This window comes from Candidatus Poribacteria bacterium, assembly GCA_021295755.1.
In the GTDB taxonomy this organism is placed as follows: domain Bacteria; phylum Poribacteria; class WGA-4E; order WGA-4E; family PCPOR2b; genus PCPOR2b.
The window spans coordinates 561-15,259 of sequence record JAGWBT010000041.1; the positions used below are offsets into that span (position 1 = coordinate 561).

The following is a 14,699-nucleotide window of genomic DNA, read 5'->3' on the forward strand; positions in this document are numbered from 1 at the left end:
CCTCCGTAACCGATCCCGATTGCTGCCTCTAGGGGAGTGTCAATGTCGTACTCAAGGAACGGATTCCGCCAACATGTCGGCAAGGACGAGCCAGCCATAAAGGGGACATTGAGCCCCTTGGCGCGGTCATACATCCATTTGGCGTCCGTCCAATTATACGAGAGATGTTTGTCACAGAAAACGGGGACTGTACGTCCACTTGATGCAAAGACACCGCAGATCTGCTCAAACAGGTAACGGCGCGGATACATGTGCTGCTCAAGTTCATTGTACGGATAATCGCCGTGCTCGCCGATCAGGAGGACACCATCAACCGCGAGTTCATTCCCGCCAAGTGTCAATGCCTGACGGATACTCGGATAGATCGGGACGCCGTGTAACTCGGCAAGTTCGCGTCCGATGTCCCGTGGGTCAATCTGATCCAGATAGATCGAAACCAGATCGACACGCGGTGCCTGAAGCCCATCGTCGGTTGGAAATCCTTTCATATACTTTGTCGCGATTACATCTGCGTGAGAGAGTGGAAAGTATGTGGTAATGATAGTTATGGTGCCTCCTCATTAAAGGGTGGAATGTTAAATTTACGTGAATGACATGGAATGATATGCTACAATATTACACCAATTGACATAATCAGAGGAGACTGACATGGACAAGGATACGCTACAAATCCTAATCATGGTTGCTGGCTTTGCGATTACGATTATCATCGGCCTCTTAAGATTTCCGAGTCGAGATGAGATGAATAAGCGGTTCGATGATGTAAATCAGAGGATCACTGATATGAACCAACAGTTCAATGAAAGAATTGCCGATCTAAACCAACAGTTCAATGAAAGAATTACCGATCTAAATCAACGGTTCGATGATATGAATAGGCGATTCGATGATATGAATAAACGATTCGATGATATGAATAGATATGAGAAACATCTATCACATACTCATACAGGGGAAACTAGGAGAATCAGAGAAAGACGATTAATCTGCTGCCAAATCGCCCTCTACTTTATCGCCTTAGACTTCTCCGCCAAGAGGTGATAGAAGCAAATCCCACTTGTCACACCCTAATCGGTATCATTCCAGTCCTCCCAAGAGATTGATTTGCACGGAGAGAAACCGTAGGGGCGGGGTTACCCCGCCCGTAGTTGACAAAAACTCGGTTTCTATTACGTAATTTCTTTACTATCTTTACTAATCAGAAAATGCTTTCATCATCCCTGAACAACAGGATTCCTCAAAACACCAATCTTCTCAATTTCGACCTCAACGACATCCCCATCGACCAGTTTCTGATCGGGGTGCCCAACACCTGCGGGTGTACCTGTTGAGATAATATCGCCCGGTTCAAGCGTGACCAGCGTTGAGGTAAATTCCACGATCTGTGCGCAGTTAAAGATCATGTGTCCCGTATTGGCGTCCTGCTTGGTTTCGCCGTTGACGCGACAGGCGATACGCAGGCTGTTCGGATCCGGGATCTCATCCTTTGTTGTCAGACATGGACCGACCGGCGCAAAGGTATCGAACCACTTCCCATTGAGCCAATCAAACCATTCATCACCATCTCGATCTACGCGACTGTCCTTCACTTTTAGCTCGCGTTCAGAAACATCGTTGACCGCAGTGTATCCTGCGACGTAATCGTAGGCTTCATCAGCGGAGATGAATTTCCCGCGTTTGCCCATGACGATACCAATCTCCGCTTCCCAGTCGGTAAAGACGCCGTTGGGTGGGATGATAATCGGTTCCTCGGTGGCAACTATGGTAGTCGTGGGCGGTTTCATGAAAACGCGCGGTGTCGTCTCGGACCGGCTCAACGCGACTTCGCCGCCTTCCTCAATATGCGAGGCATAGTTCCCGGCGAGCAGCAGTAGCTTCTTCGGGTTAGGAATCGGTGACAGGAGCGGATCCGTGCTCCAGACCGCTTTCTCTGGATTTTCTGCCGCCACGTTGATTGCGTGTGTAGCAGCGTCAAACGCCCTCTGTCCGCCTTCAAGAAATGCGATCATACCACTCAACAGTGCGGGCAGTGCGTCATCTGTGACCGCTGCTTGATAGGTGGCTTGCAGGTCTAAAACCTTATCATCAATTGAGGCACCCAGTTTGGGGCCATCAGAACTCCGGAAACTTACTAATTTCATGGGATCTCCTTTGATTGTTTTTGCGGATTAAAATCACCTACAAATCTAAACTACGAAACCAAAACGCACCTTTGCAGCAGAGGTGCGTGTAGATCGATTAAAATTCAGTCTACTTTCCTCTATTCTTCTCAAGCCAGTCAACCGCGAAGTCCACGACAGCGCGTTGGGGCATCAGTTGGCAATTTGCCAACCCAACCCTGCCACGATGCGCCTCGGGCCCTACATCACACAGAAAGGCCTCACCAATCTGCTCAAAATCTGAACTATCCAGATCCATATTTTCAAACGTAGTCCATCTCCTTGAACCCGCCGTTGAGATCGGTGCGCCCTCCTGTACGATCCGTCTGGTTGGAAAGATAGCACGATATTCTGCAAGGTGCATAGATGTGTTGCTATCATGTCCCACGCCGAGAAGAAGGACGAAACCGTCCAAATCGTAGATTCTAGCAAGCGGCGAATCCTCACCCAGACCAAACTCCAATGAATGGTTATCCGTGATATATGATGCTTGATGCCCATACCCACAGAACGAGTGGTGTGGATGTGCGCTACGCAGAACACCTTTCTGCTTGCGGAATGTTTCTGCAATAACCCCCATTGACCGTGTGGGTGTCAAATCTGGATGGTAGGCTGGCGTTTTCTCACGTATGACTGACCACCACGATTCGGGCACAGGCGGATTTTCCCACTGGCTCGGTTCGGTTAGATCGGTCGAATGGGTAGGCATAACAAGTGTTCCAGTTGCGCCCAAAACCTCCTGAAGTGCAATGATGACTGCCACCGCCCCGCCACACACCCAGCCCATCGCGCTCAAAGATGAATGAACCAACAATACCATTCCCGATCTGACGCCAAGTGCACTGAAATCAGCCTGCAATGAGTCGATCGTAGCCGGAACTTCTGTTTTTTGAACGACTTTACCTTCACTCATCTGTTCTACACCCAAAACTGACCCATACAGGAGGTATCTGGAGCGCGGGATAGGGAGCAATTTGCACTATTATAACGAGACGGATTATAGCAGATTCACGAATTCAAGTCAACGACAATATAGTTGCAAAGAAACGGTCGCTTCTGTATAATAAACTCGCTTGAATATAAGTCTTTATCATACAGGGAGGAAACCAGTGAAGCTAAATAATGGAATTAAACTCACGTGGCTTGGACACGGAACCTTTAAGATTGAATTTGAGGGACAGACCTATCTAATAGATCCATGGGTAGCCAGCAATCCAGTCTGTCCGGATGCTCTTAAAACGTTTGATAAACTTGACGCTATGCTGATTACACACGGGCATGCCGATCACACCGCCGATGCTGTTGATCTCGCGAAACAGCATTCCCCGACTGTTGTGGCGATGATCGAAGTCAGCACCTGGCTCGCGAGTAAAGGCGTTGAAAACACAATCGGGATGAACAAAGGGGGCACTGTTTCGGTCAATGGATTAAGCGCGACTATGGTAACAGCCAACCATAGCAGCAGCTTCACAGAGGAAGATGGTACGATCGTCTATCTCGGTGAACCCGCAGGGTATATCCTTGAATTTTCAAATGGGTATAAAATTTACCACGCAGGTGACACCAATGTGTTCGGCGATATGCGAATCATCGGCGAAATCTATCAGCCGGATCTCGCTCTCTTGCCAATCGGCGACCACTTCACGATGGGTCCCCGTGAAGCGGCTTATGCGACACAACTGCTCAATGTGCCTGCTATTGTGCCGATGCACTACGGGACATTTCCGCTCCTTACCGGAACACCGGACACACTACGGGAGCTAACCAAGGATCAAGCGGTTGAAATTGTTGAACTCCAGTTGGGCGAAACTTTGGATTGAAATGTAATAAACAATGGTGCTAGTTTGCAGTTGATGATACGCTCTCCATCCAAAGATTGAGAGTGAAACGTGATCCGTGAAACGTGAAAACCGGAAGTCTTGATTTGTTAATTTTTGAGGAGAGATCTTAAAAATGAAAATGTCATATGCTCGACGTGAAGAGATGGAAGAAATCAGCAGCGTCCATGGCGGGGCGAAATCGATCCTGTTCAAGAGCCTTTTTGGAAGTGATGATTTTGGAACTCCTTGGCGGTTTATCCATAGTGCGATTCTGCTGCCCGGTGGCGGTATCGGTCATCACCGACACGATACCGCTGAGGAGGTTTTCGTCACAGTTGACAATGCAGCCCAATTTACACATAATGGTCGCACAGCGGAGATTGTCGGCGGCGCAGCTGTGCCGTTACGTCAAGGGGAATCTCACGCCATCTACAACCACACCGACAAAGAGACGCGATGGTTCAATTTCAATGTTGCGGCGATTGGGGTGCCCCCGGATTCAACCGATTTCGGTGATGACCGTGCCGATGCACCTTTGGAGTCGATAGATCGCCTGCCTGTCGCTCGACTGGATCGCAATCTACTGGGTTATAGCCAATCGCACGAAGGTAAAGGCGAAATCGGTGCCCGGACGCTATGGGAACATCAGGATTTCCGCAATAACTGGGGATTCGTCAGCCATGCCCTGTTACCGCCCGGTACCTCTGTCGGCTATCATCGGCACGACCGGATCGAGGAGGCTTATATCATCCTGAACGGTAGCGGTCGAATGACCGTCGATGATGAAACAGAGGAGGTCTACGAGGGTGCGGCGATTCCCAATCGGCTTGGGGGATCGCACGGAATATATAATCACACGCAGGATGACCTTGAGATGCTTGTAGTCGCTGTGTGCCTCGAACGCGGCAAGACTGACGCAACCAACTTCGGAGACGATTTGACAACGCGGTAACTTAGCCGATGAGAATTCTAAGATCTCTTTTTCTTATTCTATTCAGTTGTTTCGGTCTCTGTCTCAGCATCTTAGAGACGTTAGAAGCCAAAGTGCTTGCCGATTATCCGAATCAGGTAACGCGGGATGGGGAGTTAGTTGTCCTGCCTGACAAAGGCACCGTGTATGTTGCAACGGACTTCCAGGCGCAGTGGAGCAATTTTAATCGATGGTTGACGCAGACAAGACTAGTGGAGCGGATTGAAGCGGGGGAAGATGTCTACGGGTTGATTCTCGGCGATGCAGTTGATCACAAGCCGGGCGATCCGATCTTTGAACCTTACGGTGATGTGAAGATTGTCGATCAGATCATGCAGCTTCAGCAGCAGTTAGGCGAAGAACGCCTCATCTATCTCAGAGGGAATCACGAACTTGCGTCCGCTGATGCCTATGCCATGCTCAAAAAAGCCGGGATGAACGCTGACAACCGCCAGGATATGATTGCTCAACTTTATCAGACTGTCCACGGCCCCTACTTCAAACAGTTCAACTTCCTTGAGCGGATGACGGATGAACATTACAATTACCTGATCAACCTTCCGACGGTTGCTATCGGTAAAAATGGCTTCGTCGGCGTTCACGCAGGGACATCGCGGTCTGCCAAAAAACTTGCCGACCTCGTTCGCCCAAGCAAAAAGGTGTTTGACGAACTGTTGTGGGGGCGTCCCGCTATCGTGCTACGGAGTGGATATACCCCGTTCCAAACGGCTGAATTCCTCAAAAGAATCGGAGGTCGAGTGTTGGTTGTTGGACACACGACAGTGAGTGCTTTCCCTAAGGACGAGGTTAGTGATGGCGTGGCAAGACACGGGAAGCATCAACTCATCTTCTCAACCGGCTATGGTGCAGCGCCGGGGGTGCGATCTTATCTCGCCATCGATCTCTCCAAACGCTATAACGCTGTCACCGAACTGAAATACGGTGGGGAGATTCAGCCTCTGCATCCCTAACCCCTCTGATAAGAGGGGAGAGACAAGGGGGAAGATCCCCTAACCCCCCGGCCCCCTTATCAGGGGGAGACCCCTTGTCAGGGGAGTTGGCTCAATCCGTCTCACAAAGGATCATCTATGTCGCGTTTATTGCTCTATGTTATGTTACCGGTGCTCGTCGCCTGTGCCCTCATTGCCTCCCGATTCGTGAGTTGGGATAGTCTGAAAGGCGAAGACCCGAAGGCACTCCAATTCGTTGTCAAAGGGACGGAACTCCTAGGGGGACGAACAGATCGTGATAACCGCAGCGCAATCTCCGCCTTCACCCGTGCGATCGAAATCAGCCCAAAATACGCAGAAGCCTACGTTAAACGCGGACTTGCACACTATCATCTAGGCGAATATCGAAAAGCCATTGAGGATTATACGCAGACACTGAACCTGAATCGGTATGCAGCCGATGCCTACTACAGTCGCGGCGATGCCCATCGCGCCCTAGGTGATTATCAGCGCGCACTCGCAGACTACACAGCATCTTTGGAGAAACGATGGGCGGGGTTTGTAACGTGGAAGCGGGCAGAAACCTATCTAGAGATGGGGGATACGCAACGTGCGCTTGCAGACTATGAAGCTGTCATTGAGCGCAAACCCGGTGCGGCAGCCTACTATTATCGAGGTCTTGCCTACGCGCAGATGGGCGACTATCAACTTGCGCTTGCCGATCTTGGCAAGGCAATTGAGATTGAGCCGGCGTTTGCGGAGGCATATCTCCGCCGGGGCAAGATCCACCGACGCTTAAATCAACAGGACGCAGCGGAATCTGACTACCACCAAGTCATTCAGTTGTCAACCGATGAGATTCAGGGTTGGGGTGAAACCCATCCGACATTGGGCCCCATCTACTTCCGCAGGGCGTCCGCGTATCAACGACTCGGTCTTTACGAAGATGCACTCGCCGATTATGAGAAGATCATTGCGCTTCAGCCGGGATCGGAGATGGCGCAGCAAGCGGTCAGGGAATTGAATATAGGAACGGTTAAATGAATAAACCAGCAAGAAGTTCAAAGAACTCCACTAGCCTAAGCAGCTAAACAAACACCATCATGGCAACCAACCATATCCTCCTCAAGAAATTTGGTGACCGAGTTCGGTCATTACGGAATCAAGCGGGAATTTCTCAAGAAAAGCTGGCTGAAATGGCTGAAATGCATCGCACCTATATAAGTGGTATTGAGCGTGGGGAAAGGAATGTGTCTCTGATCAATATTATGCGGCTTGCAAGTGCGTTAAATGTATCTGTAAGCAAACTCATGGAAGGGATTGATTGAATGCTGTTGCCTTATGATAACCTTGATATAGCCTACTGATAAGTTGGGAGGCAATCAAGGATGTAAGTCCTCAGATTTACTTGTCCCAAACAATTCTAACTGCGCTTCTTGTACTTTTCGGTGCTGGAAAAAGTTATCAAGCCGGTCCGCAGCGATACGACAATAATCTTCTTTGAGTTCAAAACCAACTGTGGGACGACCTAATCTGAGGGCAACTTCAGCAGTGGTCCCAGATCCGATAAAGGGATCTAAGATTAGTTCTTTTGAGTTAGATGAAGCTTTGATAATACGTTCTATGACAGCCATGGGAAACTGAGCCGGATGAGATGTTCGTTCTGTAGAAGCTCGGTTCTTACCAGATGTTACCTTCGGGAATTGCCAGACATCTGTAGGATTTTTTCCGTTTGGATTTACTTTTATTTTTCCATTTTTCTTTTGGTTAGGATATTTAACATTTGGATCTCGAATGGCATCAAGATTGAAAGTATAATCATCTGGATTTTTTACATACCACAGAAATTTCTCATTTCTAGGTGAGAAGAATTTTTTTCCGGCAACCCCAGCACCGTAGTTCCAGATGATTTCTTGAATCAAATGAAAAGGTATCCTGTTCCACAATAAATACGGAATGGGTATAGCCTTTGCACGATCTGGTATTGAAAAATATCCAAGATTAAGCCAGAAGGCACCGTTGGGGCGTGTGATTCGGTAAATCTCCGCAACCCATGCCTCACACCAGTCCAGATACTCCTCCAATGCCATTGGATTTTCATACGCTTTCCCAATGTTATAGGGCGGACTGGTTACTGTCAACCATACAACCTCTGCCGGCAGTTTTTTCAATGCCTGCAAACAGTCCATATTGTAGATAAGACAGTTGTCCCTATAGTAAAATGGTTGTCCTAAGATGTCACGAATCCGACTGAGAACCATATGACTCTCCACTTGTTTTGTTACTTATAGTATACAAAGCTTGCTTTCAATAGTCAAGTTATTTTGAGTGTTCTAAACATCTTTCTGACAGAGTTGAGGATTTTTCTGTTGTGATGATGAATTAGTCAATTACCATACTTTAAATCTCACATTTTATAACACCATGCCACACGAATACCGCACCAAACGCCGAATAGAATTCTCCGACACCGACATGGCGGGTATCGTCCACTTTGCGCGGTTCTTTGTGTTCATGGAATCCGCCGAACACGAATTCCTCCGTTCATTGGGAACAAGCGTTGCCACAGAGTGGGATGGGGACAAAATCGGTTGGCCCCGGCTGGCAGCCTCGTGCGAATACCTCAAGCCTGTCAAATTTGAGGACGAGTTGGATATCTGTATGACAGTTGCCAGAAAAGGTACGAAATCCCTCACCTATCAATTCGTTTTCACAAAAGATGACGTAGAAATTGCTCACGGTCAGTTGACATCGGCGTGCTGCATCTGCAACCCCGGCGAAAAGTTGAGAGCCATCCCGAAGCGGTAGAACGTAAGACGTAGACCCCATTTGGTTGATTAATGAACCAATGAACGAGTGAACTAATGAACTCTCTTAAGGTATTCGACATCTATAAAAACTTTGGCGATGAAGCGCAACCGATTGAAGTACTTCGTGGCGTTTCGTTTGAAATGGCGCAGGGAGAATCTCTTGCGATCACCGGTCCTTCTGGCTCCGGGAAAAGTACGCTGCTCCACCTTATCGGCACACTAGAGCCTCCCTCGTCGGGACGAATTGAGATTAACGATGAAGACCCGTTTGAACTGCCAGAACCGCAACTCGCTAGATTTCGGAATCAAGGTATTGGTTTCATCTTCCAAGATCACCACCTGTTGCCACAGTATTCGGTCTGGGAGAACGTGCTGATCCCTACTATGGCTTTCAAAAACCGCGATGGAGATGCTGAAAAACGCGCACAAGAACTCCTAGAACGGGTCGGGCTTGCCCATCGTTTGAGCCATCGACCCGCCGAGCTCTCCGGCGGAGAACGGCAGCGGGTAGCAGTAGCGCGTGCCCTTATCAACTCTCCCAGTCTTATTCTTTGTGATGAACCCACGGGAAACCTCGATCACGCGACCGCAGAAGGAATATCTGCCCTACTGTTTGAACTTCATCAAGCCGAACAGAACATCCTGATTGTGGTAACTCACAGCCTAGAACTTGCATCTCGCTTTGAACGGCGTTTTGAATTGGAGGCGGGCAGATGCGCCGAAGTTTAAGCTATTTTTGGCGAATTCAGCTCGCTGTATTGCTTGGTGCCGCAGTGGCAACCGCGGTGTTGACTGGGGCCCTGCTCGTCGGTGATTCCGTCCGGGGCAGCCTCCGGGATCTCACCTTGGACCGGTTAGGGCGGATCGATTACGCGCTCGTGTCGGAGCATTTCTTCCGTGAAGAGCTAGCAACTGATCTGTCGCACAAATTGGAAGGCGAACCACAATTTCATCAGGAAACAGTACCAGCGATTCTTTTGAACGGCACTGCGATCAATGCCGAGACCAAGGCGCGCGCCTCTCGTATCCAGATCCAAGGAATTGATGAGCGATTTGCAGGTTTGTGGAAGGACGCTTCCAGTCAATCTGCTCCCTCTTTGGAGAAGCAGCCGGGACAACTCTTTCCATCAGTCCATATCAACCAATCCCTCCAAAACGAATTGGATATAAAAGTTGGTGAGCAGCTCCTCCTCTCCTTTGAAAGACACAGCGATATCCATCGCGAATTTTTGCTCGGTCACCGAGATTCGTCGGATGTCCTCCAAACCCTTCGACTCACTGTCACGAAAATCCTGCCGGATCGTGGTATCGGCACCTTCGGCTTGCGTCCTAATCAAAGCCGTCCGCTAAATGCCTATCTCCCTCTGACGGTTTTGCAGAAAACCCTCGGAAGTGAGACAAAGGTCAACGCGATTTTCGCTTCTACAGCATCTTCCAACTCATCCGACCTTACCGCAGCGGATATTCTGTCCGCTCTACAAAATAAGTTGAATCAGGCTTTGAAGTTAGAGGACCTCGGATTGATATTGCGCCATGTCTCTTCCGATTCCATTGGAGGCGTGGGTTACCTCTCCCTCGAAAGTACACAATTTCTGCTCAAGCCGGATATCATTGAGGCTGCCAGAGCTGTCGCGATTGAGCGGCGGACGCTGTTTCTGCCAATCCTGACCTACCTTGCTAACACCATTGCCGCCAATGAACGAACGATTCCCTACTCAACGATTACGGGACTAGATATCCAACGTGCCTTTTCCCTTGAATTAACCGATGGTTCAGCTGCCCCTCCACTCGCTGATGACGAAATCCTTCTCAACGAATGGGCTGCCATAGATTTGGGTGCAGAGGTTGGAGATGAGGTTAATGTGAGCTATTACATTGTGGGGCCGAGAGAAGCGTTGTTGACACGAGGCGCACAGTTCCGCTTGAAGGGAGTTGTTGCGATAAAGGGGTTAGCCGCTGATCGAGGACTGACGCCAGTGTTTCCGGGGATTCATGAAGCGGAGGATATGTCCGAATGGAACGCGCCCTTTCCGATAGATCTCAACCGGATTCGCCCCAAAGATGAAGTATACTGGGATCTTTTCCGTGCAACGCCCAAAGCGTTTGTATCAGACGGAATAGCGCAACAGTTGTGGCGTAGCAGGTTCGGAGATTTAACTGCTGTTCAGATTAGAACAGTCTTGGGTGCCGACCTTCAAACAACCCAAACCAGTTTTCAGAGGCGATTGCTAGATAAAATCCGTCCAGAACAGGTCGGTTTGGTATTTCAACCCGTCAAAGCGGACGGTTTAGCAGCTGCCACGGGGTCAACAGATTTTAGCGGCCTCTTTATTGGATTCAGTCTGTTTCTCATCGTATCCGCCGCCCTTCTGGTGGGGCTGCTTTTCAGACTCGGTGTCGAACAACGGGCAAATGAAATCGGTATTCTACTGGCTGCCGGATATCCTATTTCAACCGTCCGGCGGCGTTTTATGAAAGAGGGAGGATTGATCGCTGGAATTGGCGGCTTAGTCGGGTTGGGAGGAGGTGTCGTCTACGCATGGTTGCTGATGGCTGGGTTACGAACGTGGTGGTTGGCAGCGGTGGGGACACCTTTCCTTTCTTTACATATCAATCTATTAAGTTTGGTCTTGGGCTATCTGATTGCCCTTATCGTAGTCCTATTTTCGATCGGTTGGACCGTTCGGCGGCTTGGAAAGGTTCCGATTCCTGCGCTGATAGCCGGAGGCGTGGGAACTGGGGGACTCTCCAGCCGAAGTGCGGGTGTCAGCACCCGAAGCCGAATCCTTGCCTTTGCTAGTTTGGGACTCGCCCTCGGTTTGACGATATTCGCCCTTATCTCTGAGGCTACCGCTTCGGTGGGTCTCTTTTTCGGCAGCGGGGTGCTATTACTGATTGCAGGGTTGACTTTCTTCTCCATATGGTTGCGGTCAGGTGGGCGAGCAGCAAGTCAACCGCGGGTTGCCGTAACAGTGCAGATGGGGATCAAAAATAGTGGGCGTCATCCGGGTCGCAGTATGCTCTGTGCAGCGTTGGTTGGCTCTGCCTGCTTTGTGATCGTTGCTGTGGGGGCAAACCGTCATGTTGAACGAAAACAGGAAGGCATTCCACAAAAGGAATCGGGCACCGGCGGGTTTGCTTTAGTCGCCGAATCCGACATCCCGTTGCATCATGACCTCAACTCTCAGGATGGACGATTTGAGTTGGGATTTTCTGAATCCGACTCGGACGCCACAGCGGACACCCATGTCTTTCCGTTCCGCCTTCTTCCGGGGGAAGATGCAAGTTGCCTCAACCTTTATCGCCCTCAAAAACCTCGAATTCTGGGGGCTTCAAGGGATTTTATTGGACGAGGTGGATTTCAATTTCAGGGGATAACCACCGCGAAGGAAAATCCGTGGGAGTTACTGCAAGATGAACTGGAACCGGGTGTCATTCCAGCTATTGGGGATTACAATTCAGCCCAATGGATCTTACACCTTGGGATTGGCGACGAATTGAGCATCCAAGACGAATCAGGAGAACAATTAAAACTTCGTTTAGTGGGCGTTTTACAGCGCAGTATCTTCCAGAGCGAGCTGCTAATCTCGGAAGCCAATTTCAAGAAACATTTTCCAAGCCAAAGTGGATATGCGTATTTCTTAATTCAGCCCCCTTCAGTCCCCAATCCTGCGGCATTCTCCGAAAGCGCAGAACACATCGGGCACACACTGGAAAGGATGTTGGAAGATTACGGCTTGGATGTCACATCAACGACCGAAAAATTAGCCAGCTATCGCGCCGTTGAAAATACCTATCTCTCTACTTTCCAGACACTCGGTGGGCTTGGATTGCTTCTCGGCACACTCGGTTTAGGAATTATTTTGCTGAGAAACGTCATTGAGCGAAGTGGAGAGTTAGCAACCCTGCGCGCCTTCGGTTTTCGGAGATCTACCCTGTCGTTGATGCTGCTGTGGGAAAACGGCTTTCTCCTATTAATCGGGATTCTGATTGGCACCGTTTCCGCGCTCACCGCGGTATCACCGCACCTGACCGACCCAGGAGCTCAAGTACCTTGGCTTTCACTTACGATCACGTTGGTTTCGGTTTTTCTAGTTGGTATGATTGCCAGTGCTATCGCTGTCTACTTTGCCCTGCACAGACCGCTGCTGCCCGGGCTCAAACACGACGCTTGATCTGTAAACGCCTACACCTCCTGAACAACATCGGGTCTGCTGCCGATAGAAGGCGGCAGCAGCATCCGCTTCTGCTGCGCCGTTAGGTTGTCGAATGCATCCAGATCGTAGTAGTTGTCCGACCATGCCGAGTGTCCAGGGCTATACTTGTAGAGCAAGGATCGCCGCTCATGTTTGGCACGCCACTGCATTGTCCCATGAATAAGCGCCTCTGTGAAAAAGAGGGCATCGCCCGCTTCGACTGCCGGCTGAACGACATAGTGGGCAGGACGTTCGTAATTGCGGATATCGTCGGGCAGGCTTGACAGAAAATTGGTTTTATGGCTGCCTGGAACACAAGCAAATCCGCCATCGCCTTCTGCTGCATCTGTCAGAAAGTATGTGATGACGCTCAACCCATTGCGCATCACCCCGTCCCAGTATTTGTACCAGTGATCGCCGACAACTTCGGGACCCCCGTGCAGGCGACCGCTCTCGCCGCCTTCGTTCATGAAGATGCAGTAGTCGTGGTCGAGTCGGACCTTGGGACCCATTAGCTCAATTAGGTAGGGCAGTACCTTGGGGTGATCTATCAGATTTTTGAACGGTTCCCCCCAGTGCGAAACGCGACTTGTGCGGCGGTAGCGCGTGTCATCGCCTTCGGGAGGAAAAACGCGATCGGCGATTTCGTTCATCTCCGCAACTTCATCAGCGGACAAGACATTCTTGATAATGAGGTAGCCTTCTAGGTCGAAGGTGAATTTTTCTTCACCAGTCATGACGTGACTCCTTACGTGAGATGTGGTTCAATAATAACACACCGAATTTTTTAGGATTACAGTATATATTACACAGGTTGGTTGTGGTATAATATTCAAGTTTCTTTCTAAAACCACAGCATTCAATGAGTCTAACACAAAAAGACATTTCTGTGAAAGCGTTTTTTGTAAAAGGAAGGATTCCAAACATGTATCGAAGCAAACAAATCTTATCTCGCCTCTCCATTCATGCCTTAATTCTTTGCTTAATTGCTTCCACCGGCTGGGCTGGTTATAAACGGATTAACGAACCGAACCCAGACGACCCAATGGCAGTCGATATTTATCAGTTGGACAACGGATTGACTGTCTACCTCACCGAAAACCGTGAAGAACCACGGTTCTACGCGGAGATTTCAGTCCGCGCCGGCAGCAAGCATGACCCGTCAGACGCAACCGGCATCGCTCACTATCTAGAACACATGCTCTTCAAGGGGACACAAAATTTCGGCACTCTCGACTACGAAAACGAGAAACCGCATCTGGATAGAATCACAGATCTCTATGAACAGCATTTCCACGAAACTGATCCAGAAAAACGGAAGGAGATCTACGCTGCAATTAACGAGACGGCGCAGCTCGCCACCCAATATGGCATCCCCAATGAACTTGATAAGCTATACAAAGCGATGGGTGGACGCGGGGTGAATGCGCATACGTGGGTGGAGGAGACCGTCTATAAGGTCGATCTGCCCGCTAACCGCCTGAAACAGTGGGCGATCATTGAATCAGATCGCTTCATTGATCCGGTTTTCCGCCTCTTCCAGACCGAACTTGAAACGGTGTATGAGGAAAAGAACCGGTCGATGGACAGCAAAGGCCGTATCATCAGTGAAGCCGTCAGGGATCTGCTTTATAAAAAGCACCCGTATGGGCAGCAGACAACCCTCGGTTCAGTCGAACATCTGAAAAACCCATCTCTGAAGCAGATGTACCAATTCTACCATACCTACTATGTGCCCAATAACATGGCAATCCACATCTCCGGCGACATTGACAGCAAGCAGACTATCGGCAT

General features: G+C 49.6%; 15 protein-coding genes. 10 read left to right on the plus strand and 5 right to left on the minus strand.

What is annotated here, in order from left to right:
* On the minus strand, nucleotides 1-488 hold a 488-nt coding region (locus J4G02_07945), incomplete at its 3' end, for a hypothetical protein (GenBank protein ID MCE2394505.1).
* A 160-nt stretch (nucleotides 489-648) separates the two neighbouring features.
* Between J4G02_07945 and J4G02_07950 the strand changes: the two genes are divergently transcribed.
* Complete coding sequence (locus tag J4G02_07950) at nucleotides 649-1,041, plus strand: YtxH domain-containing protein (GenBank protein MCE2394506.1); 393 nt, start codon at nucleotides 649-651, stop codon at nucleotides 1,039-1,041.
* A gap of 173 nt (nucleotides 1,042-1,214) precedes the next feature.
* Here the strand turns inward: J4G02_07950 and J4G02_07955 are convergent, their stop codons facing one another.
* Together J4G02_07955 and J4G02_07960 are read right to left on the minus strand one after the other, a co-directional pair.
* Entirely contained in the window at nucleotides 1,215-2,141 is a 927-nt protein-coding gene (locus J4G02_07955; protein ID MCE2394507.1) for a fumarylacetoacetate hydrolase family protein, read from the minus strand.
* A 109-nt stretch (nucleotides 2,142-2,250) separates the two neighbouring features.
* The gene (locus J4G02_07960; protein ID MCE2394508.1) at nucleotides 2,251-3,072 is read right to left on the minus strand and encodes an AAC(3) family N-acetyltransferase; all 822 of its coding nucleotides are present in this window, start codon (nucleotides 3,070-3,072) and stop codon (nucleotides 2,251-2,253) included.
* Between the two features lie 196 nt (nucleotides 3,073-3,268).
* On the opposite strand from J4G02_07960, the gene J4G02_07965 reads away from it, so the two are divergent.
* The 5 genes from J4G02_07965 (at nucleotide 3,269) to J4G02_07985 (ending at nucleotide 7,227) form a co-directional block, all read left to right on the plus strand.
* The gene (locus tag J4G02_07965) at nucleotides 3,269-3,979 is read left to right on the plus strand and encodes a metal-dependent hydrolase (protein MCE2394509.1); all 711 of its coding nucleotides are present in this window, start codon (nucleotides 3,269-3,271) and stop codon (nucleotides 3,977-3,979) included.
* A gap of 133 nt (nucleotides 3,980-4,112) precedes the next feature.
* A complete protein-coding gene (locus J4G02_07970; protein MCE2394510.1) occupies nucleotides 4,113-4,931 on the plus strand; it encodes a cupin domain-containing protein in 819 nt (272 codons plus the stop codon).
* Between the two features lie 8 nt (nucleotides 4,932-4,939).
* The gene (locus tag J4G02_07975; GenBank protein ID MCE2394511.1) at nucleotides 4,940-5,920 is read left to right on the plus strand and encodes a metallophosphoesterase; all 981 of its coding nucleotides are present in this window, start codon (nucleotides 4,940-4,942) and stop codon (nucleotides 5,918-5,920) included.
* A gap of 117 nt (nucleotides 5,921-6,037) precedes the next feature.
* On the plus strand, nucleotides 6,038-6,943 hold the full coding sequence (locus tag J4G02_07980) for a tetratricopeptide repeat protein (GenBank protein ID MCE2394512.1): 906 nt from the start codon (nucleotides 6,038-6,040) through the stop codon (nucleotides 6,941-6,943).
* 59 nt (nucleotides 6,944-7,002) lie between these two features.
* Nucleotides 7,003-7,227: a helix-turn-helix transcriptional regulator gene (locus J4G02_07985; GenBank protein MCE2394513.1), complete on the plus strand. Its 225-nt coding sequence runs from the start codon at nucleotides 7,003-7,005 to the stop codon at nucleotides 7,225-7,227.
* Between the two features lie 54 nt (nucleotides 7,228-7,281).
* Here the strand turns inward: J4G02_07985 and J4G02_07990 are convergent, their stop codons facing one another.
* The gene (locus J4G02_07990) at nucleotides 7,282-8,160 is read right to left on the minus strand and encodes a site-specific DNA-methyltransferase (GenBank protein MCE2394514.1); all 879 of its coding nucleotides are present in this window, start codon (nucleotides 8,158-8,160) and stop codon (nucleotides 7,282-7,284) included.
* Nucleotides 8,161-8,323: 163 nt separating this feature from the next.
* On the opposite strand from J4G02_07990, the gene J4G02_07995 reads away from it, so the two are divergent.
* Genes J4G02_07995 through J4G02_08005 form a run of 3 tightly spaced genes read left to right on the plus strand, consistent with a single transcriptional unit; the run spans nucleotide 8,324 to nucleotide 12,884 of the window.
* The gene (locus J4G02_07995) at nucleotides 8,324-8,707 is read left to right on the plus strand and encodes an acyl-CoA thioesterase (GenBank protein ID MCE2394515.1); all 384 of its coding nucleotides are present in this window, start codon (nucleotides 8,324-8,326) and stop codon (nucleotides 8,705-8,707) included.
* Nucleotides 8,708-8,763: 56 nt separating this feature from the next.
* Nucleotides 8,764-9,438, plus strand: a complete 675-nt coding sequence (locus J4G02_08000; GenBank protein ID MCE2394516.1) for an ABC transporter ATP-binding protein — start codon at nucleotides 8,764-8,766, stop codon at nucleotides 9,436-9,438.
* Nucleotides 9,423-12,884, plus strand: coding sequence for an ABC transporter permease (locus tag J4G02_08005; protein ID MCE2394517.1), 3,462 nt, complete (start codon nucleotides 9,423-9,425; stop codon nucleotides 12,882-12,884). Before J4G02_08000 ends, J4G02_08005 begins: the two co-directional genes overlap by 16 nt.
* An 11-nt stretch (nucleotides 12,885-12,895) precedes the next feature.
* Here J4G02_08005 and J4G02_08010 read toward each other — a convergent pair whose 3' ends face one another.
* Nucleotides 12,896-13,642 carry a phytanoyl-CoA dioxygenase family protein gene (locus J4G02_08010; GenBank protein ID MCE2394518.1) on the minus strand — a complete coding sequence of 249 codons (747 nt, stop codon included), beginning with the start codon at nucleotides 13,640-13,642 and terminating at the stop codon, nucleotides 12,896-12,898.
* A 188-nt stretch (nucleotides 13,643-13,830) separates the two neighbouring features.
* Here J4G02_08010 and J4G02_08015 point away from each other — a divergent pair.
* Nucleotides 13,831-14,699, plus strand: an 869-nt coding sequence (locus J4G02_08015) for an insulinase family protein (protein MCE2394519.1), incomplete at its 3' end; no start/stop codon positions are given.